General features: G+C 70.9%; 20 protein-coding genes. 7 read left to right on the top strand and 13 right to left on the bottom strand.

Features of this window, described 5'->3' with window-relative positions:
- Window positions 1-3 precede the first annotated feature (3 nt).
- From ACWDLG_RS15325 to ACWDLG_RS15315, 3 genes are all read right to left on the bottom strand, one after another.
- Window positions 4-822: a MerR family transcriptional regulator gene (locus tag ACWDLG_RS15325; RefSeq protein WP_449920137.1), complete on the bottom strand. Its 819-nt coding sequence runs from the start codon at window positions 820-822 to the stop codon at window positions 4-6.
- 87 nt (window positions 823-909) lie between these two features.
- Entirely contained in the window at window positions 910-1,515 is a 606-nt protein-coding gene (locus tag ACWDLG_RS15320; RefSeq protein ID WP_354906198.1) for a PH domain-containing protein, read from the bottom strand.
- Window positions 1,512-2,582, bottom strand: coding sequence for an adenosine deaminase (locus ACWDLG_RS15315; protein ID WP_354906200.1), 1,071 nt, complete (start codon window positions 2,580-2,582; stop codon window positions 1,512-1,514). Before ACWDLG_RS15315 ends, ACWDLG_RS15320 begins: the two co-directional genes overlap by 4 nt.
- Before the next feature lie 79 nt (window positions 2,583-2,661).
- Between ACWDLG_RS15315 and ACWDLG_RS15310 the strand changes: the two genes are divergently transcribed.
- The 3 genes from ACWDLG_RS15310 (at window position 2,662) to ACWDLG_RS15300 (ending at window position 5,439) form a co-directional block, all read left to right on the top strand.
- The gene (locus tag ACWDLG_RS15310) at window positions 2,662-2,979 is read left to right on the top strand and encodes an ArsR/SmtB family transcription factor (RefSeq protein ID WP_449920134.1); all 318 of its coding nucleotides are present in this window, start codon (window positions 2,662-2,664) and stop codon (window positions 2,977-2,979) included.
- On the top strand, window positions 2,976-3,188 hold the full coding sequence (locus ACWDLG_RS15305) for a hypothetical protein (RefSeq protein WP_449920131.1): 213 nt from the start codon (window positions 2,976-2,978) through the stop codon (window positions 3,186-3,188). Before ACWDLG_RS15310 ends, ACWDLG_RS15305 begins: the two co-directional genes overlap by 4 nt.
- Window positions 3,189-3,309: 121 nt before the next feature.
- Window positions 3,310-5,439, top strand: coding sequence for an MMPL family transporter (locus tag ACWDLG_RS15300; protein ID WP_449920129.1), 2,130 nt, complete (start codon window positions 3,310-3,312; stop codon window positions 5,437-5,439).
- Here ACWDLG_RS15300 and ACWDLG_RS15295 read toward each other — a convergent pair.
- Genes ACWDLG_RS15295 through ACWDLG_RS15280 form a run of 4 tightly spaced genes read right to left on the bottom strand, consistent with a single transcriptional unit; the run spans window position 5,355 to window position 7,960 of the window.
- Entirely contained in the window at window positions 5,355-5,708 is a 354-nt protein-coding gene (locus tag ACWDLG_RS15295) for a cupin domain-containing protein (protein ID WP_379570950.1), read from the bottom strand. The two genes, ACWDLG_RS15300 and ACWDLG_RS15295, sit on opposite strands and share 85 nt — an antisense overlap.
- 5 nt (window positions 5,709-5,713) lie before the next feature.
- Window positions 5,714-6,316 carry an AMIN-like domain-containing (lipo)protein gene (locus ACWDLG_RS15290; RefSeq protein ID WP_449920125.1) on the bottom strand — a complete coding sequence of 201 codons (603 nt, stop codon included), beginning with the start codon at window positions 6,314-6,316 and terminating at the stop codon, window positions 5,714-5,716.
- Between the two features lie 19 nt (window positions 6,317-6,335).
- A complete protein-coding gene (locus tag ACWDLG_RS15285; RefSeq protein ID WP_449920123.1) occupies window positions 6,336-7,361 on the bottom strand; it encodes an NAD(P)H-dependent flavin oxidoreductase in 1,026 nt (341 codons plus the stop codon).
- Window positions 7,362-7,363: 2 nt separating this feature from the next.
- Window positions 7,364-7,960: a flavodoxin family protein gene (locus ACWDLG_RS15280; RefSeq protein ID WP_449920120.1), complete on the bottom strand. Its 597-nt coding sequence runs from the start codon at window positions 7,958-7,960 to the stop codon at window positions 7,364-7,366.
- A gap of 49 nt (window positions 7,961-8,009) precedes the next feature.
- On the opposite strand from ACWDLG_RS15280, the gene ACWDLG_RS15275 reads away from it, so the two are divergent.
- A complete protein-coding gene (locus tag ACWDLG_RS15275) occupies window positions 8,010-8,555 on the top strand; it encodes a TetR/AcrR family transcriptional regulator (RefSeq protein ID WP_449920117.1) in 546 nt (181 codons plus the stop codon).
- A gap of 59 nt (window positions 8,556-8,614) precedes the next feature.
- On the opposite strand, the gene ACWDLG_RS15270 is transcribed toward ACWDLG_RS15275, so the two are convergent.
- Window positions 8,615-10,033 (bottom strand): MFS transporter, encoded by a 1,419-nt coding sequence (locus ACWDLG_RS15270; protein ID WP_449920115.1) that lies wholly within the window; start codon window positions 10,031-10,033, stop codon window positions 8,615-8,617.
- Window positions 10,034-10,120: 87 nt separating this feature from the next.
- On the opposite strand from ACWDLG_RS15270, the gene ACWDLG_RS15265 reads away from it, so the two are divergent.
- From ACWDLG_RS15265 to ACWDLG_RS15255, 3 genes are all read left to right on the top strand, one after another.
- The gene (locus tag ACWDLG_RS15265; RefSeq protein WP_449920112.1) at window positions 10,121-10,495 is read left to right on the top strand and encodes a MarR family winged helix-turn-helix transcriptional regulator; all 375 of its coding nucleotides are present in this window, start codon (window positions 10,121-10,123) and stop codon (window positions 10,493-10,495) included.
- A gap of 90 nt (window positions 10,496-10,585) precedes the next feature.
- The gene (locus tag ACWDLG_RS15260; RefSeq protein WP_449920109.1) at window positions 10,586-11,404 is read left to right on the top strand and encodes an NmrA family NAD(P)-binding protein; all 819 of its coding nucleotides are present in this window, start codon (window positions 10,586-10,588) and stop codon (window positions 11,402-11,404) included.
- A gap of 57 nt (window positions 11,405-11,461) precedes the next feature.
- The gene (locus ACWDLG_RS15255) at window positions 11,462-12,301 is read left to right on the top strand and encodes an MOSC domain-containing protein (RefSeq protein ID WP_449920106.1); all 840 of its coding nucleotides are present in this window, start codon (window positions 11,462-11,464) and stop codon (window positions 12,299-12,301) included.
- 37 nt (window positions 12,302-12,338) lie between these two features.
- Here the strand turns inward: ACWDLG_RS15255 and ACWDLG_RS15250 are convergent, their stop codons facing one another.
- From ACWDLG_RS15250 to ACWDLG_RS15230, 5 genes are read right to left on the bottom strand one after another with little or no spacing between them, the layout of a single operon-like run.
- On the bottom strand, window positions 12,339-13,616 hold the full coding sequence (locus ACWDLG_RS15250) for a thymidine phosphorylase (RefSeq protein WP_449920575.1): 1,278 nt from the start codon (window positions 13,614-13,616) through the stop codon (window positions 12,339-12,341).
- A gap of 2 nt (window positions 13,617-13,618) precedes the next feature.
- On the bottom strand, window positions 13,619-14,014 hold the full coding sequence (locus ACWDLG_RS15245) for a cytidine deaminase (protein WP_449920104.1): 396 nt from the start codon (window positions 14,012-14,014) through the stop codon (window positions 13,619-13,621).
- Complete coding sequence (locus ACWDLG_RS15240) at window positions 14,011-15,309, bottom strand: ABC transporter permease (RefSeq protein WP_449920102.1); 1,299 nt, start codon at window positions 15,307-15,309, stop codon at window positions 14,011-14,013. Before ACWDLG_RS15240 ends, ACWDLG_RS15245 begins: the two co-directional genes overlap by 4 nt.
- Window positions 15,306-16,448, bottom strand: coding sequence for an ABC transporter permease (locus tag ACWDLG_RS15235; RefSeq protein WP_449920099.1), 1,143 nt, complete (start codon window positions 16,446-16,448; stop codon window positions 15,306-15,308). The genes ACWDLG_RS15240 and ACWDLG_RS15235 overlap by 4 nt, the downstream gene beginning before the upstream one ends.
- Window positions 16,445-18,037, bottom strand: a complete 1,593-nt coding sequence (locus ACWDLG_RS15230; protein ID WP_449920098.1) for an ABC transporter ATP-binding protein — start codon at window positions 18,035-18,037, stop codon at window positions 16,445-16,447. The genes ACWDLG_RS15235 and ACWDLG_RS15230 overlap by 4 nt, the downstream gene beginning before the upstream one ends.
- Window positions 18,038-18,055 lie beyond the last annotated feature (18 nt).

Genomic DNA, 18,055 nt, shown 5'->3' with positions numbered 1-18,055 from the left:
GCGTCAGGTCTTCGCGATCTCCATCTGCAGCTCGTGCACCCACTCGTCCATGTCGGGCGGGCAGTGCAGGGAGACCTCGCGGGCCAGGCCGAGCGCCTGGTAGCCGTTCTCCTCGACCCAGTGGGCGAGCGTCTGGAAGGTCGGGCCGACGTTCTCCATCGGCCCCCGGTGGATGATGGTCGCGACCGTCTCGATGCCGGGCAGGTCCACGACCTCGAAGTCGTGGACCTCGCCCGCGTCGAGGTTGACGGGGAACGTCGCGTGCACCGTCACCGAGCCGTCCTCCTCGGCCAGGTAGTAGGCGATGCCGGGCCCCTGCATCGGCACGCCGACCGCACCGAGGCGTTCGCGGATCTGCCGGTAGAGCGGCTTGATGACGGGGCCGATGTCCTCGGTGTCGTAACTGGCCGCCCGCGCGCTGAGCTGCGCCACCCTGACCGGCGCCACCTTCTTGACCACGACGTCGTCGGCGCTCATGGCGCCCTCCTTCTCGATGGCGCGGAGCCTCGCCTCCACCCCGCGCAGCCTGGCCAGGTCGGCGCTGATCCGCGCCGCCAGCTGGGCGCGGCGCAGCCGTACCATGCCGTGCAGTTCCTCGGTGCTCACCCTGTCGTCGAGGATCGAGCCCACCTGCTCCAGGGTGAAGCCGAGATCCTTGAGCGCGACGACGCGGTTGAGCCTGGCCAGCTGCCCGGCCTGGTAGGAGCGGTAGCCGGTGACCGGGTCGACGTGCGCGGGGCGTAGCAGGCCGATGGCGTCGTAGTGGCGCAGCATCCGCACCGACACGAGGCCGAGCCTGGCGAAGTCTCCGATGCTGAACATGGCTGCTCCAGGTGTAGGGCCTCACACCGTGTCAGGGTCAACCCGCGACGTCCGGTCAGCCCGCGACGTCAGATCAGCCCGCGGCGGTCAGAGCAGGATGGCGACCACGACCAGGACCAGCGCGGCCGCGCAGGCCGCGAGCGCGTCGGGCGCCCAGACCGCGCGGACCTGGCCGGGCGCCGCGCCGCGCCGCTTGGCGCTCTCGGCGCGCTCGGTGATCTGCTCGGCCACCCAGTCGGCGTGCGTCCGGCCCGCCATGGCCTGCTGGGCGGCCTGCTCCCCCTTGGACAGGACGGGCTCGGTCTGGAAGCGCCCGCGCTGCCGGCGGGGGGCGCCGCGGCGACCGGCCTTGGCCCGCTCCCTCGCCGAGGCCTGCGGTGTCCACGCGCGCAGCACGTCGTCGCCGTGGGTGATGCTGATGGTGTGGGAGACGTGCACGTCGTCGATCGCCGGCCACGGCAGGAACGTGGTGCGCAGCGGGTTGCGCACCCGCAGCCCGTCCTCCACGAGGATCGTGGCGGGACGCAACGCCGTGACGTAGACGACGGCGGTCAGCACGCCCAGCACCGCCGCCGCCACGAGTGACGACTTGCCGCTGTAGCGGACGATCAGGTCGACGGCGTTGAACGCCACGAACGCGAGCCAGATCCAGCCGAGGACGAAGGCGGTCGCCGAGCGGTAGGTCTGTTTCATGCCTGCCACTTGAGCTGCGCGAACCCCGGCTTGATGACGCCGTTGATGAGCGAGAGCCGCTCGTCGAAGGGCAGGAAGGCCGACTTCATCGCGTTGACCGTGAACCACTGCAGGTCGTCCCAGCCGTAGCCGAACGCCTCGACCAGCTTGGCGAACTCCTGGGAGACCGTGGTGGAGCTCATCAGCCGGTTGTCGGTGTTGACCGTCACCCGGAAGTGGAGGCTGCGCAGCAGCCCGATCGGGTGCTCGGCGATCGAGGCGGCGGCCCCCGTCTGCAGGTTGGAGGTCGGGCACATCTCCAGCGGGATGCGCTTGTCGCGGACGTAGGCGGCCAGCCGGCCGAGCTTGGCGGTGCCGTCGCCGGCCACCGAGATGTCGTCGATGATCCGCACGCCGTGGCCGAGCCGGTCGGCGCCGCACCACTGGATGGCCTGCCAGATCGACGGCAGGCCGAACGCCTCGCCGGCGTGGATGGTGAAGTGGGCGTTCTCCCGCTGGAGGTATTCGAACGCGTCGAGGTGCCGGGTGGGCGGGTAGCCGGCCTCGGCGCCGGCGATGTCGAAGCCCACCACGCCGACGTCGCGGTAGCGGACGGCGAGCTCGGCGATCTCCATCGAGCGCGCCTGGTGGCGCATCGCGGTCAGCAGGGTGCCGACCTTGATGCCGGGCACCTGCCGGAAGCCTTCGAGCACCGCCTCCACGACCTGGTCGAGACTGAGCCCCGTGGTGGTGTGCTGCTCGGGCGCGTAGCGCACCTCGGCGTAGACGACGCCGTCGGCCGCCAGGTCCTCGGCGCACTCGGCGGCCACCCTGACCAGCGACTCGCGGGTCTGCATGACCCCGACCGTGTGGTCGAAGGTCTCCAGGTAGCGCACCAGCGAACCGGAGTCGGCGGCCTCCTCGAACCACTGCCTGAGGTTGTCAGGGTCGGTGGTGGGCAGCCGGTCGTAGCCCGACTCGCGGGCCAGATCGACGATGGTCTCCGCCCGCAGGCCACCGTCGAGGTGGTCGTGCAGGAGCACCTTCGGGGCCCGGCGGATCTCGGCAAGGCTGGGTCGCTGGCTCATCTCGTCATCCTATCGCTCCCCATCCGGCATTTGACGGCCACACTTCCACATGTCAGTCTTTTCTTACAGGTGAAAGGAGATGGCGCTGACCAGTGAAGAGCTGCTGGCGGTGCTGGCCGCCGTGGGCCACCCGCTGCGCCTGCGGGTCGTGGCCGAGCTGGCAGAGGGCAGGGTGCATGTCAGCGAGCTGGCCAGGCGCCTGGGCATCTCGCGCCCGCTGCTCTACATGCACCTGGAACGCATGGAGAAGGCCGGGCTGGTCGCAGGGGAACTGGAGCTGTCCCTGGACGGCAAGGCCATGAAGCTTTACCGGCTGCTCCCCTTCGACATCCACCTGACGGCGGGGACGATCCTCGACGTGCTGCAAGCCGATGACCAGGAAGGACCGACCGCTTGAAGGAAATCATCATCCCCGGCATGGTCATGGTGACCCTCGGCGCGGTCGCCCTGGGCAGCCTGGGGTTCTACTTCAGGCTCGTACGGCAGCGCGCCGAGACGGCCGCCGAACAGCGCTACCGGGAGCTGGCCGACCAGACCAACGCCAGGCTGGCCGAGCTGACCGACCGGGTGGCCGCCGTGGAACAGCTCCTGCGCAGCGTCGACTGACGCAGGACAAGCCCGGGGCGGCGAGTTGCCGCTCGCCGCCCCGGTTCAGGAAGTCGCGCGACCCACGCCGCTATGGCGTGCCTTCAACGCGCACGAACCTCCAAGGAAAGGAGAGCAGCTCATGCTGCTCGAACGCAAACCGCCGACCGTCAGAGCGGCGATGTGGAGCGCCACGCATCCGTGGCGGGCGATCGGCTGCTGGTTCCTGTTCGTGGCGCTCTGCCTGGCCCTCGGCTCGGCCGTCGGCACGAGGACCGCCACGAGCGCCGACTACCGCGTCGGCGAGGCAGGCCGCGCCGAGTCGATCGCCGAGGCCGCGGGCCTGGAGAACAGACCCGTCGAGCGGGTGCTGATCTCCGGCCCCGCCAAGGAGGCGGACGCGGCCGCCCGCGAGCTCACCGCCAGGATGGCGGCGCTGCCCGAGGTCGAGGACGTCGCCAGGCCGGTCAGGTCGGCGGACGGCGCGGCGCTCCTGGTCTCGGTCGCCATGAAGGGCGCCGAGCTGGACGGCAAGGCCAAGGTCGCCGCCCTCATCGCCCAGACAGAGGCGGTGCGGCAGGCCCATCCTGCGCTGCGCGTCGAGCAGACCGGCACGGCCTCCATCGGCAAGGGCGTGGATCAGCAGCGCGGCGCGGACCTGGCGCTGTCGGAGGCGATCACCTTCCCCGTCACGCTGGTCACGCTGCTGGTGGTGTTCGGCTCGGTGGTCATGGCGGGAGTGCCGCTCCTGCTGGCGCTCTCGTCGATCGCCGCAGCCGTCGGCCTGTCGATGCTGGTCTCACATCTCTCGCCGGACGCGGGTGTGGGCACCAACGTCATCCTGCTGATCGGCATGGCCGTCGGCGTCGACTACACCCTGTTCTACCTCAAGCGCGAGCGCGAGGAGCGGGCGAAGGCGGGCGGCAGCCTCAGTTCGGAGGCGCTGGTCGAGCTGGCCGCCGCCACCTCTGGCAGGATGATCGTCGTCTCGGGCATCGCGGTGATCGTCTCGAGCGCGACCCTCTACCTCGCCGCCGACGTGGTCTTCTCCTCGCTGGCCACCGGCACGATCGTGGTCGTCCTCGCCGCCGTGGTCAGCTCGCTGACCGCGCTGCCCGCCCTGCTGGTGCTCATCGGGCGGCGGAGCGGGGGGCGGACGAGGAAGGTGCGTGAAGGGCGATTGTGGAACGCCCTCCTCACACCCGCCGCCAGGCGTCCAGGGATCACGCTGGCCGTCTCCACGCTGGTCATGGTGGTGCTGTCCCTGCCGCTCCTCGGCATGGAGCAGCGGGTGCTCAACAAGGACAGCCACTCGCGCGAGATCCCCGCCCTGCAGACCTACGACCGGCTGACGACGGCCTTCCCCGACCTGCGGATCCGCCACCAGGTCGTGGCCAAGGCGGCACCCGGCCGGCGGGAGGAGATGGCGGCCGCCCTTCGCGAGCTGGGACGGCGGGCGCAGCACGACCCGCTGTTCACCGGGAAGCCCGTGCCCCGCGCGTCGGAGGACGGCACGGTCGCGGTGCTCGACCTGGCCGCGCCGTACCGGCTCAGTTCGGCCGAGGCGACGCGCTCGCTCGACCGCCTCAGGAGCGTCCACGTGCCCGCGACGCTCGGCGGCGTCCAGGGCGTCGAGGCGCACGTGTCAGGGGACATCGCCCGCGACGTCGACTACCTCGCCCACCAGAACGCCAAGCTGCCGCTGGTCGGCGGGGCGCTGCTGGTGGTGACCTTCGTGATGACGGTGGCGGTGTTCCGCTCGGTGGTCATCGGGGCGATCGGGGTCGTGCTGAACGTGCTGTCGGCGTCCGCCTCCATGGGCGTGCTCGCGCTGGTCTTCCACACCGTCGGCTCGCGGGTGCCGCTGTTCCTGCTGGTCATCCTGTTCGGGCTGTCGATGGACTACCAGGTGTTCGTCGTCAGCAGGATCAAGGAGGCGGTCGAGCGGGGCCTGACGACCAGGGAGGCGGTCATCGACGGCGTCGCCCGCTCGGCGAGCGTCGTGACGAGCGCGGCGGTCGTGATGGTGACGGTGTTCGCCAGCTTCGTCTTCCTGCACCTGGCCGAGATGAAGCAGATCGGCTTCAGCCTGGCTGTCGCCGTCCTGCTGGACGCGGTCGTGGTGCGCGTGCTGATCCTGCCCGCGGCGTTGCTGCTGCTGGGCAGGAGGAGCTGGTGGCCGGGGCCCTACTCGTCGCGGTTGGCGGTGTCGGGCGAGAACGCCGGCAGGCAGACCGCGACGTACTCGGCGCCGTCGGGCCCCACGCTGTAACGGATCTTCTCCCCCGGTTCGGACACGAACGACTGGCCCGCCGAAACCTCCGTGACACCTTCGGCGTGCTCGATCACGACGGTCCCGCGCAGCACGACCGTGTACTCGGTGAACTCGGGCGTCTGCGCGGGCTCCTCCCATCCTGGCGGCGCCGTCATGTGCGCGATGGAGACGGCCTCGTCGCCGCTGTTGACGCGGCCGATGTGCTCGTCGATGACCTTGCCGCCGGGAACGGGGATGCGGGTCGCCCCTTCGATCTTTCTCACCACACCTGTCAGTGTGCCACGTCTATCACCAGGCGATCGGGGCCGGTCAGCTTCGCCACCGAGAACGGGGCCCGGTGGTCGAGCACCAGGCCCACGCCGACCACGCCCTCGAAGTCGCCGGTCTTGACGACGTTCTGCACGTTGCCGAGCCCGGCCTGGAAGACGGGCCCGCCGGTCCAGGTCGGCGCGCCCTTGTCGGTGTGGGCGCGGGCGGGCTTGAGCGTCACCTGGAGGTAGGCGCCGCCCTTCACGTCGATCGGCTCGCCCGAGCCGTCCTGGACCAGTTCGTCGACCCAGCTGACGCTGTAGTTGGCGACGTCGCCGTCGAGGTCGATGACGACCCTGTCGAGGGATCCGTGGTCGGCGAACCTGACCGCCTTGACCTGGACGGCCTCACCGGGATCGCCCTCCACCTCGACGTCGGCGGTGCCGGTGGGCACGGGCATGGCCGCGCTCGGAGCCGACGTGGCGGAGGACGTGTCACCGGCGGCGGCGGTGGAGGCCGAAGGGCCGGCGCTGGGCGCCACCGAGGCGGTGGGCGGCGCGCCCGTGCCACATCCGGCCAGAACGGCCAGCCCGACCACGAGGACGCCAACGCGCGAAGACCGCATACCTCCTAGATGCCCTGGCTCACTCCGCGGTAAGCCCGGCCAGATCGGACAGGTACGCGGCGGCCTTGTGCCTCCTGACGAGCGGCGCGGCCTGTCCCGACCACAGGTTGGCGTGCTCGGCGCCGCCCGCCCTGCGGATCGGCAGCATGAGCTGGTTCTGCGCGGGATAGGGCGGCACCACGTCCTCGAAGGCGGCCATCTCCCTGACGAACGTGTTGGGGATGGTGCGTGCCGTACGGCCGGAGAAGAGCCTGGTCAGGACGGTCACCCTGGCCTCGTCGCCGAGCAGCGCCCGCAGGTGCGCCTCCCCCACCGCCGACTCCTCGGTGACGAGGAAGCCGGTGCCGACCTGGACGGCGTCGGCGCCGAGGGCCAGCGCCGCCACGACGCCCCGCCGGTCGGCGATCCCGCCCGCGGCGATGACCGGGACCGAGACCTTGTCGGCCACCTGCGGGATCAGGGAGAAGGTGCCGACCAGCGACTCGCGTACCGGCCGCAGGAACGCTCCCCTGTGGCCGCCCGCGTCGCTGCCGGAGGCGACGATCGCGTCGAGCCCCGCCGCCTCCAGCGCGACGGCCTCGTCGACGGTCGTGGCGGTGCCGATCGTCACGACGCCCTTGCGCCTGGCCTCGGCCAGCACCTCGGCGGGCGGGACGCCCATCACGAAGCTGATCGCGGGTGGGGCGGCGTCCAGCAGGGCGGCGGCCTGCTCGGTGAAGTCGGGGGCGGGCGACGGGGTGGGCGGGGTGAGGCCGAGCGCGTCGTAGTAGGGCCGCAGCCGCTCCACGTCGGCCTCGGTCGCGACCGCGCCCTCCTCCTCGGGGTGCGGGACCCAGAGGTTGACGGCGAAGGACCGGTCCGTCGCCGCCTTCAGTTCGGCGACGAGGGCGGTGAGCCGGTCGGGGGGCAGGATGTGCCCGCCGTACGAGCCGAGGCCTCCGGCGTTGGAGACGGCGGCCGCCAGCGCCACCGACGACAGGCCGCCGCCGAACGGGCCCTGGACGACGGGGTGGTCGAGGCCGAGCAGCTCTTCCAACCGTCCCATGGTCACGCCACCGCCTGAACGCGCCGGCCGTGGGCGAGCTGGAGGGCCGTGGTGGCCACCCTGCAGCCGAGGTGCTCGGCGGTGCGCAGGTCGGACTCCAGCGGGGCCGCGTCGGGGCCGAGGTCGGAGGGGGACTGGGCCATCGCGCCGATGAAGGCGCCGAGGCGGTTGAGGTCCTCGGGGGAACCGGCCGAGCTGTAGAGCCAGCCGGGCGGCAGCCCGAGCGTCACCCAGTGCATGCCGTGCTGGGCGGCCAGAAGCGCCATCGACGTCAGGGTGTGCAGCTTGTCGCCGTTGACGCCGGCGGAGTTGGTGAACGCCGCGCCGACCTTGTCCCGCCAGCCCATCTCGGCCCAGACCTTGGAGCTGGCCTCCGCGAAGGCCTGGAAGGCCGCCGACTGGCTGCCCATGTAGGTGGGCGAGCCGAACACGATGGCGTCGGCCTCGGCCAGCGCCTGCCACAGGCCGTCGTCCATGGCGGCCACCTCCAGGAGGTCGGCCGTGGCGCCGGGAACGGAGCCGACGCCCGCCGCCACTGCGCGGGCCTGGCGGGCGGTGTGGCCGGAGCCACTGTGATACGCGATCGCAACCTTGATCATGCGGTCACAGTAGACGACCGGTCAACTATTTTTCAAGTATGCTCCTCGCATGGGACGACAGAGCAACGCCCGCGAGCGCCTTCTCGACGCCGCCTGCGAGCTGATCCACAGCCGTGGCTACGGCAGCATCGGCGTCGCGGAGATCTGCGCGAAGGCCGACGTCAGGAAGGGCAGCTTCTACCACTTCTTCGAGTCGAAGCAGGCGCTCACGCTCGAGGTGATCGACGAGCACTGGCGCAGGCAGCGGGCCGACTGGGTGGACACGCTCGCCGGCGCGGGGCTGGAACAGCTCTTCCGCGACCAGACCGAGGCCCAGCGACGCTCCAAGGAGACCAGCGGCGTCATCAACGGCTGCCTGCTGGCCAACCTGGCGCTGGAGCTGAGCAACCAGGACGAGGTCGTCAGGGCCAGGCTCGAGCAGATCTTCGACGAGCAGGTCGACCTGGTGCACGGCGCGCTCGGGCCGGGCGCCGAGCGCGCCACGGCCAGGGCGCTGGTCGCCCAGCTGGAGGGCATGGTGCTCTTCGCCAAGATCTCCAACGACCCCGCGGTCCTGGACGACCTGTGGCGGCAGGCGCGCCTGCTCATGACATGACGAGAACGGCCTCCCCGCGCGGCGGGGAGGCCGTTGTCGGCCGGGACGGGCGGACCGTCTCAGACCGTCTCGTAGACCTTGACCTCGTCGGCCTCGACGGCGGGCGCCCGGCGGAAGCTCAGCCCCGTGGCCGAGATCAGCAGGCCCACCACCGCCAGGATCAGCGGCACGATGATCGAGGTCTTGAGCGACTCGATGGTGATGCCGCCGGCCGAGCCGGAGGTCAGCACCGCCGTGACCACGGCCAGCACGACCGCGCCGCCGACCTGGCCCGAGGTGTTGAGCAGGCCGGAGGCAAGGCCCTGCTCGTCGTCGTGCACGCCGTTGGTCGCCTGGATGTTGAGCGACGGGAAGGACAGCGCGAAGGCGATGCCCAGCAGCACCATGCCGGGGATGACCAGGCCGCCCAGGCTCGGGCTCTCGTCGATCCCGAGGAAGACGGCGTAGCCGCCGGCCAGCGCGGCCGAGCCGATGACGATGAGCTTGGCCGTGCCGAACCTGTCGGCGAAGTCGCCCATCTTGGTGGAGGTCAGCGCCACGAGCAGACCGGCGGGCAGGAACGCGAGCGCGGTCTGCATCGCCGACCAGTGCAGCAGGTTCTGGAAGTACTGCATGGCCACGAACTGGAAGCCGACGTAGGAGCCGAACAGGATGACCAGGCCCAGGTTGGCCCGCACGATCGGAGCCGAGCGCAGCAGGCCGAGCCGCACCAGCGGGTGCTTGACCCTCAGCTCGGCGAAGACGAACAGGCCGAGCAGGACGAAGGAGGCCAGCAGCGAGCCGATGGTGCGGACCGACAGCCAGCCCGCCTCCGGAGCCTGGACCACCGTGAACACCAGCAGCAGCATCGAGGCCGTGATCAGGACCGCGCCGATCAGGTCGTAGCCGCCCTCGGCCCGCTCCTCGTGGCCCTTGGGCAGCACCTTGAGCGCGGCGACCAGGGCGAGGATCGCGACCGGCACGGGCATCAGGAACGTCGCCCGCCAGTCGAGCTCGGTCAGCAGGCCGGACAGCACCAGGCCGAGGGAGAACCCGCTGGCCCCCGAGGCGGTGAAGACGCTCAGCGCCCTGTTGCGCTCGGGCCCCTCGGGAAAGGACGTCGTGATGATCGACAACGCCGCCGGCGCGGTGAACGCCGCGCTCATGCCCTTGATGAAGCGGGCGACGATCAGCAACGTGCCGTCGTCGACGATGCCACCGAGCAGCGAGGCCACGGCGAAGACGCCCAGCGCGACCAGGAACACCCTGCGCCGCCCGAGCAGGTCGGCGGTCCTGCCCCCGAGAAGCAGAAGACCGCCGTATCCCAGCACGTAGCCGCTGACCACCCATTGCAACGACGAAGGAGAGAGCCCCAGATCCGTCTGGATGGCCGGCAGGGCGACACCGACCATCGACACGTCAAGAGCGTCAAGGAAGATCACAGCGCAGAGCACGGCGAGCGCGCCCCACCCAGCAGTACGAGCAGAAGTGGAGGACATGGACACCGAGACTACATGCACCTGCATTAGATGCAAGCGAATTTAATGTGGTTGCATAGATATTTACCTGGTGGTATTCTCCGCGTCATGAACGAGGAGGCCGTGGTCAGGGCCTGGCACGATGTGCTGGCCAAGCACGCGAAGGCGCAGTGCGCGCTCGAGCGCGAGCTCGGCGAGAAGCACGATCTCGGCGCCAGCGAGTTCGAGGTGCTCGATCGCATCGTCTCCTCCGACTGCCGGAAGTTCCGCGTGCAGGAGCTCGCCGACGAGGTGCACCTGAGCCAGAGCGCCCTGTCCCGCGTCGTGGCCCGCCTGGAGAAGGCCGGCCTGGTCAGCCGCGGGGTCTGCGACATGGACCGGCGCGGCGTCTTCGTCTGGATCACCGACGAGGGCCTCGGCCGCCACGCCGCCGCCCGCCCGACCCACCGCGCGGTCCTCTGCGACGTCTTCGCGAACGCCTAACGCATCGGCTCCCTATTGCGGAACCGTCCTTTCCGCGATGGTTCCTACTGTTGTTCCTGACACCGCAACCGAAGCGTCAGGGAGCACGCGATGACCATTCTCGTGACCGGAGCCACCGGCACCGTCGGCCGCCACATCGTCAGCCACCTCGTCGAGGCCGGCCATGCCGTACGCGCCCTGACCAGGAACCCGGGCAAGGCCTCCTTCCCCGAGGGCGTCGAGGTCGTGGGCGGCGACCTGGCCGCCACCGACACGCTGCAGGCCGCCTTCGAGGGCGTGACGGCCGTCCACCTGATCAACTTCGGCGGTGACGACTACGCGCCGCTGCCGAACGGCAAGGAGATCGTCGACCTGGCCAGGAAGGCCGGCGTGCGCAGGGTGACCGTGCTCGGCGGCTGGGACGAGAGCACGCTGGAGCCCGCCCTCAGGGAGAGCGATCTGGCCTGGACGCACATCCGGCCGACCGAGTTCATGTCGAACCTGCTGAAGTGGACCGACGACGTACGGGCCGAGGGCGTGGTGCGGGAGCCGTTCGGCGAGGCCACCACGGCGCTGGTGCACGAGGCCGACATCGCCGCCGTGGCGGCCACCGCCCTGGTCGAGGACGGCCACGGGGGCAAGGTCTACCCCCTCACCGGGCCCGAGCGGCTGACCACGCGCGACAAGGTCCGCATCATCGGCGCGGCGATCGGCAAGGAGATCGAGTTCGTCGAGCTGACGCCGAAGCAGGCCAGGGAGCGGATGGCCGCGCAGGGGACGCCGCAGGAGTTGATCGACTTCATGATCGAGGTCTTCGGCAACGTCCCGGAGGAGGCCAACCGCGTCAACTCCGTGGTGCTCGACGTCACGGGCCGCGCCCCGCGGACGTTCGCGCAGTGGGCCGCGGAGAACGCCGACAGCTTCCGCTGAGCCCTGAGGGAAGGGGCGGGGCTCATCCCGTCATGACTAATGGCACAATACAGGATCGTGGAATTAGGCACGATCGAACGGATGCGCCGCCATCCCGTCAAAGGCCTGCTCGGCGAGGACGTCGCCGAGGCCGCCCTCACCTCGCTCGGGCTCGACGGCGACCGGCGCCTGGCCCTTCTCGACCGTGAGACGGGAAAGGTCGCCAGCCCCAAGAACCCCCGCCTGTGGCGGAGCATGCTCACACTGTCGGCGGTCACGGACGGTGACCGTACCAGGATCACCCTGCCCGACGGCACGATCGTGCACAGCGACGACCCCGACGTCGACGAGGTGCTGTCGCTGGCCGTCGGCAGGAAGGTGACACTCACCGGCACACCGCCCGAGGGCGCCGCCCTGGAACGGGCCGTCCCCGAGGAGGTGCTGGCCGCGGGCGTCACCGCCGAGGTCGCCGTCGAACCGGGCAGGCTCGGCGGCGGGGCGCCCGGCACCTTCTTCGACTACGCGCCCGTCCACCTGCTCGCCACCTCCACCCTCGCGGCCGTCGGCGCCGCAGGACCGACCGGCGCGCCCGCCGACGCCGTCCGCTACCGGCCCAACCTGGTCATCCGTACGGCAGGCGAGGGCGGCGAGGGCTACGTGGAGAACGGCTGGCTCGGCAGGCAGGTGGCCGTCGGCGACGAGGTCGTCCTGCGGGTCACCGTCCCGACGCCACGGTGCGCGGTCCCCACGCTCGAACACGGGCCGCTTCCCCGCGACACCTCCGCGCTCCAGGTGCCCGCCGTCCACAACAGGGTCGAGCCGCTGCCGGGCATGGGGCCGCGGCCGTGCGTGGGCGCGTACGCCGAGGTGCTCCGCCCCGGCCGGGTCCGCGTCGGCGACCGGATCCGGCTGCTCTGACCCCTCCCCGGTGCCGTGCCGGGGAGGGGCAGCGGGATCAGGCGGTGATGCGGTCGATGACCAGGGGCAGCAGCTCCGGGCTGGAGGCCGGGCCGACCTCGTAGGCGCCCTCCAGCGCCTCCAGCGCCCGCGCGAACCTGGCCGTCTCGTCCGTGTGCAGCGTCAGCAGCGGCTGGCCCTCCCTGACCAGGTCGCCCGGCTTGGCGTGCAGCGTGATGCCCGCGCCGAACGAGACCGGGTCCTCCTTGCGGGCCCGGCCCGCCCCCAGGCGCCAGGCGGCGAGCCCGACCCCGTAGGCGTCCAGCCGGGTCAGCACGCCCGAGGCGGGACACTGCACGGTCATCGTCTCGGCCGCCCTGGGCAGCACCCCGTCAGGGTCGCCGCCCTGAGCGGTGATCATGCGGCGCCAGGCGTCCATCGCCGAGCCGTCCTTCAACGCCTCGGCGGGGTCCTTGCCGGACACGCCCGCGGCCTCCAGCATCTCCCTGGCCAGCCGTACCGTCAGCTCCACCACGTCGGCGGGCCCGCCGCCGGCGAGGACCTCGACCGACTCGGCGACCTCCAGGGCGTTGCCGACGGCCAGGCCGAGCGGCCGGTCCATCGCGGTCAGCAGCGCGACGGTGCGCACACCCGCGTCGGCGCCGAGCGACACCATGGTGGCGGCCAGCTCGCGCGCCGAGTCGACGTCCTTCATGAACGCGCCGGAGCCCACCTTGACGTCGAGGACCAGCGAGCCGGTCCCCTCGGCGATCTTCTTCGACATGATCGAGGAAGCGATCAGCGGGATCGACTCGACGGTTCCCGTCACGTCGCGCAGGGCGTACAGCTTCTTGTCGGCCGGGGCGAGCCCCGCGCCGGCCGCGCAGATGACCGCGCCCGCCTCGCGCAGGACGGCGAGCATCTCGCCGTTGGACAGCGAGGCCCGCCAGCCGGGGATCGACTCCAGCTTGTCCAGGGTGCCGCCGGTGTGGCCGAGGCCGCGGCCCGACAGCTGCGGGACGTAGGCGCCGCACGCCGCCACGAGCGGCGCGAGCGGCAGAGTGATCTTGTCGCCGACGCCGCCGGTGGAGTGCTTGTCCGCGGTCGGGCGGTCGAGCACCGACCAGTCCATGCGCTCGCCGGTGCGGATCATCGCCTGGGTCCAGTCGGCGATCTCGCGCCGGTCCATGCCGTTGAGCAGGATCGCCATCGCGAGAGCCGACATCTGCTCGTCGGCCACGTCGCCGCGGGTGTAGGCGTCGATGACCCAGTCGATCTGCGCGGTGGTCAGCGCGCCGCGGCCCCGCTTGGTGACGATGACGTCGATGACGTCCATGCTCATGCCCCCCTGGACAGGTCGTCGGGTCCGAAGGCGTAGGGCAGGATGTCGCCCATCCGCCGGGGTCCGTCGGGCGTCTCCACCAGCAGTTCCTCGCCGCCGAACTCGTAGAGCAACTGGCGGCAGCGCCCGCACGGCATGAGCAGCTCGCCGTGGCCGTCGACGCAGGTGAAGGCGACCAGCCTGCCGCCGCCGGTGGCGTGCAGCGCCGAGACGAGGCCGCACTCGGCGCACAGGCCGAGCCCGTAGGAGGCGTTCTCGACGTTGCAGCCGGTGACGACACGCCCGTCGTCGACCACGGCGGCGGCGCCCACCGGGAACTTGGAGTAGGGCGCGTAGGCGTTCTGCATCGCCTGCGTGGCCTCGTCCCTGAGCGCGTCCCAGTCGATGCTCAATGCTGCTCCCCGCGGCGGTAGCGCACGCCGTCCGCCTTGGGCATCCGCAGGCGCTGGGAGGCGACCAGGAGGACCAGCAGCGTCAGGACGTGCGGGGTGATGAAGACGAACTCGTTCGGCAGGCGGTCCACGGTGATCCACAGCCAGATGAGCACGACCGCGCCGCCCGCGGCGAACGCCATGAGGGTGTAGTCCTTGGCCCCCGCGACGGCCGCGGCCGGCGTCTCGCGGCCGGTCAGGAACAGCTGCCTGATCCGGTAGGCGACGTAGATGAACAGCAGGATCGCGCCGAACAGGAAGAACCCGGTCACCGCCGCCGAGCTGCGCAGCTGCAGGCCGTTGGCGTAGCCGAACAGCGAGGCGCCCGCCGCGAGCCCGCCGGGCCGCCAGTTGCCGAAGATCATGGCGGCCAGGCCGATGAAGCCGCGGCCCTGCGTCTGGCCCTCGACGTACTTGGAGGTGAAGAAGACCAGGAACACGCCGCCGAGCCCGGCCATCGCGCCGGAGATGACGGTCGCGACGTACTTGGTGCGGTAGACGTTCACGCCCAGCGACTCGGCCGCCCACGGGTTCTCGCCCGCCGAGCGCAGCCGGAGGCCGAAGGCCGTGTGCCAGAGCACGAGATAGGTCAGCGGGATCAGCGCGACGGCCACGATGACCAGGAGGCCCACGTCGTGGGTGAGCCCGCGCAGGATGCCGGCGATGTCCGAGATGAGAAACCAGTGCGTGTTCTCCAGCGCGCCGAGCCAGTCGGGCCCCGAGGAGAACAGGGGCAGGCTCACCTCGGGCGGCTCGGAGGACAGCGCGGGCGAGGTGGTGATGCCCGCTCCCGCGGCGGCGGCGGCCGTGCCCTCGGCGTACAGGACCTCGGACAGGAACCGGGTGATGCCCGGGCCCAGCAGGTTGATCGCGACGCCGCTGATGATGTGGTCGACGCCGAAGCCGACCGTGGCGATCGCGTGCAGCAGGCCGCCGACCGCTCCCGCCGCCAGGCCCGCGAGCAGGGCCGCGGGCCAGCCCCACTGGTAGCCGGCCCAGCCGGCGAACCAGGTGCCGAGCACCATCATGCCCTCGAGACCGATGTTGACCACACCGGCCCGCTCCGCCCACAGCCCGCCCAGACCGGCCAGTCCGATGGGTACGGCCAGCACCAGCGCCGCCTGGAAGGTGCCGGACGAGGTGATGTCGACCTTGCCGCTGATGACTCTCACCAGGGACAGCAGCAGGATGAGCACCGCCACGCCGATCAGCGTGAGGTGGTACTTCCTGACCTTGCGTGCCTCGACGGCGCTCATGCGGCCACCTCTACGCGGTTCGTCGTGGCGAGCTGGCGGGCGGCCCGCCGTTCCTCCTGGCGGAGCGCCATCCTGCTGGTGATCTCGTTGGCGATGACCACCAGCAGCACGATGGTGCCCTGCATGATCATGATGACCGACGGCGGCACGTCCGCGAACTGCAGCGGACCCTGCGCCCGGTCGAGGAAGCCGAACAGCAGGGCGGCGAACGCGATGCCGACCGGCCTGTTCCGGCCGAGCAGGGCGACCGCGATGCCGAGGAAGCCGAGACCGGCGGTGAAGCTGGTGCCGTAGTTGTGGGTGCGGCCGAGGATCTCGGGAAGGCCGATGAGCCCCGCGATGGCGCCGGAGAGCACCATCGCCGAGATGACCATCTTCTTCGGCTTGACGCCCGACGCGAGGGCGGCGATCGAGTTCAGGCCGCTGGCCTTGACGTCGAAGCCGAAGCGGGTGCGTTCGAGCACCACCCACAGCACGATGCCGAGCACGACCGCCACGCCGAGGAAGCCCCACAGGCCCGCGCCACGAGGCGCGGGCAGCCCGAACATCGTGAACAGGAAGTTGACGTCCGGGAACCAGCCGGACTGCGGGATGTCGGCCGTCTGCACCGTCAGCTGGCCCTCGGCCCGCGGCCCCTGGAAGGGCCCGCGCACCAGGAAGGCGGCCAGGCTGATCGCGATGTAGTTGAGCATGATGGTCGAGATGACCTCGTTGACGCCCCTGCCGACCTTCATCAGGGCCGGGATCAGCGCGTAGAGGCCGCCGACGGCCGCGGCGACCACCATGATGACCACGATCTGGATCGGCGCGGGCGCGCTGAAGGTCGCACCGACGTAGGCGGCGCAGACGGCCGCGAGGCGGTACTGCCCCTCCACACCGATGTTGAAGAGGTTCATCCGGAAGCCCACGGCGACCGCGAGACCGGCGATGTACAGCGGGACCGCTCGGTTGATCACCGTGGTGATGCCGTTGACCACGCTGTTCTCGGTCTGCCCGAAGTCGACCAGCGCGGCGAACGCGGCCAGCGGGTCGGCCCCCGCCACCAGGACGGCCACGCTCGAGATCAGCATGGCCAGGACGATGGCGGCGACGGCGCCGCCCACCGTCAGCAGCACGCGATAGAGCCCTGCGGGCATCATGCCCCTTCCTCGGTGATGGCGCCTGTCATGTAGCCGCCGAGCTGCTCAGGCGTCACCTGGGTGGGGTCGAGCCTGGCCACCAGCCGGCCCCGGTAGATCACGTACAGCGTGTCGGACAGGCCGATCAGCTCGTCGAGGTCGGCCGAGATCAGCAGGACGGCCAGCCCCGCGGCTCTGGCGTGGCGCAGGTGGTCCCAGATGGAGGCCTGGGCGCCGACGTCCACGCCTCTGGTCGGGTGGGCCGCGATGAGGAACGACGGCTCGCCGCTCATCTCCCTGCCGACGATCAGCTTCTGCTGGTTGCCCCCGGACAGGGCCAGCGCGAGGGTGTCGACGCTGGGGGTGCGCACGTCGTAGTCCTTGACGATGCGCTCGGTGTCGGCCTTGGCGGCCTTCCTGTCGATCCAGATGCCCTTGCGGACGGGCTTGCGCGTCTGGTGGCCGAGCACCCGGTTCTCCCAGAGCGAGGCCTCGAGCAGCAGGCCCTGGCGGTGGCGGTCCTCGGGGATGTAGCCGATGCCCGCCTCGCGGCGCTTGAGCGTGGTCCACTCGCTGATGTCGTCGGCGCCGAGCCTGATCTGGCCGTGCGCCTGGCGCATGCCCATGATCGCCTCGATCAGCTCGGACTGGCCGTTGCCCTCGACGCCGGCGATGCCGACGATCTCACCCTTGCGGATCTCGAAGGACACGTCGTCGAGCAGCAGCCGCCTGCCCCGCGTGAACTCCTGGAGGGACACGCCCTTGGGCAGCGGACGGAAGCCTTCGGCCTCCATGGTCAGGTTGGAGATCGCCAGCTCGACGGTGTCGGTGACGGTGGACTCGCGGGTCTCGGGGGTGGGCAGCTCGCTGCCGACCATCAGCTCGGCGAGCTGGCGGGCGCTGGTGACCTGGCTGCGCGGCATGCTCGCGACGGTGGTGCCGCGACGGATCACGGTGATCTCGTCGGCGATGCTGAGCACCTCGTCGAGCTTGTGCGAGATGAAGATGACCGTGAGGCCGTCGGCCTTGAGCTCGCGCAGGTTGTCGAACAGCTCCTCGACCTCCTGCGGCACGAGGACCGCGGTGGGCTCGTCGAGGATGAGGACGCGGGCGCCCCGGTAGAGGACCTTCAGGATCTCCACCCGCTGGCGGTCGCCGACGCCGAGGTCCTCGACCAGGCGGTCGGGGTCGACCCGCAGGCCGTGGGCCGCGGCCAGCTCCTGGATGCGGTGGCGCGCGCCGGCCGCGTCGAGGAAGCCGGCGCTCTTCGGCTCCGCGCCGAGGACGATGTTCTCCAGCACGGTCAGGTTGTCGGCCAGCATGAAGTGCTGGTGGACCATGCCGATGCCGGCCGCGATCGCGTCGCTCGGCGTCCGGAAGCTGACATCCTGGCCGTTCACCCTGATCTGGCCCTCGTCCGGCTTCTGCATGCCGTACAGGATCTTCATCAGAGTGGACTTGCCCGCGCCGTTCTCTCCGCAGATGGCGTGGACGCTGCCCGCCTCGATGGTGATGCGGATGTCATGGTTGGCGACGACGCCGGGAAAACGCTTGGTGATGCCCTCCAGCTCAACGGCGGGTTTCGCCGGGGCGAGGGTGTCCGAGCTCATACGGTCTCCTGGAGAGCC

It is taken from the genome of Nonomuraea sp. NPDC003727, from assembly GCF_053586935.1.
This window is presented reverse-complemented; position numbering and strand designations above follow the sequence as displayed.

Bases quoted from the DNA above. Each gene is read 5' to 3' on its own strand.
- ACWDLG_RS15250 (WP_449920575.1), bottom strand. From the start codon at position 13,616: ATGGACGTCATCGACGTCATCGTCACCAAGCGGGGCCGCGGCGCGCTG.
- ACWDLG_RS15270 (WP_449920115.1), bottom strand. From the start codon at position 10,033: ATGTCCTCCACTTCTGCTCGTACTGCTGGGTGGGGCGCGCTCGCCGTG.
- ACWDLG_RS15265 (WP_449920112.1), top strand. From the start codon at position 10,121: ATGAACGAGGAGGCCGTGGTCAGGGCCTGGCACGATGTGCTGGCCAAG.
- ACWDLG_RS15300 (WP_449920129.1), top strand. From the start codon at position 3,310: ATGCTGCTCGAACGCAAACCGCCGACCGTCAGAGCGGCGATGTGGAGC.
- ACWDLG_RS15260 (WP_449920109.1), top strand. From the start codon at position 10,586: ATGACCATTCTCGTGACCGGAGCCACCGGCACCGTCGGCCGCCACATC.
- ACWDLG_RS15285 (WP_449920123.1), bottom strand. From the start codon at position 7,361: ATGGGACGGTTGGAAGAGCTGCTCGGCCTCGACCACCCCGTCGTCCAG.
- ACWDLG_RS15230 (WP_449920098.1), bottom strand. From the start codon at position 18,037: ATGAGCTCGGACACCCTCGCCCCGGCGAAACCCGCCGTTGAGCTGGAG.
- ACWDLG_RS15240 (WP_449920102.1), bottom strand. From the start codon at position 15,309: ATGAGCGCCGTCGAGGCACGCAAGGTCAGGAAGTACCACCTCACGCTG.
- ACWDLG_RS15325 (WP_449920137.1), bottom strand. From the start codon at position 822: ATGTTCAGCATCGGAGACTTCGCCAGGCTCGGCCTCGTGTCGGTGCGG.
- ACWDLG_RS15315 (WP_354906200.1), bottom strand. From the start codon at position 2,582: ATGAGCCAGCGACCCAGCCTTGCCGAGATCCGCCGGGCCCCGAAGGTG.
- ACWDLG_RS15275 (WP_449920117.1), top strand. From the start codon at position 8,010: ATGGGACGACAGAGCAACGCCCGCGAGCGCCTTCTCGACGCCGCCTGC.
- ACWDLG_RS15280 (WP_449920120.1), bottom strand. From the start codon at position 7,960: ATGATCAAGGTTGCGATCGCGTATCACAGTGGCTCCGGCCACACCGCC.
- ACWDLG_RS15290 (WP_449920125.1), bottom strand. From the start codon at position 6,316: ATGCGGTCTTCGCGCGTTGGCGTCCTCGTGGTCGGGCTGGCCGTTCTG.
- ACWDLG_RS15235 (WP_449920099.1), bottom strand. From the start codon at position 16,448: ATGATGCCCGCAGGGCTCTATCGCGTGCTGCTGACGGTGGGCGGCGCC.
- ACWDLG_RS15320 (WP_354906198.1), bottom strand. From the start codon at position 1,515: ATGAAACAGACCTACCGCTCGGCGACCGCCTTCGTCCTCGGCTGGATC.
- ACWDLG_RS15310 (WP_449920134.1), top strand. From the start codon at position 2,662: ATGGCGCTGACCAGTGAAGAGCTGCTGGCGGTGCTGGCCGCCGTGGGC.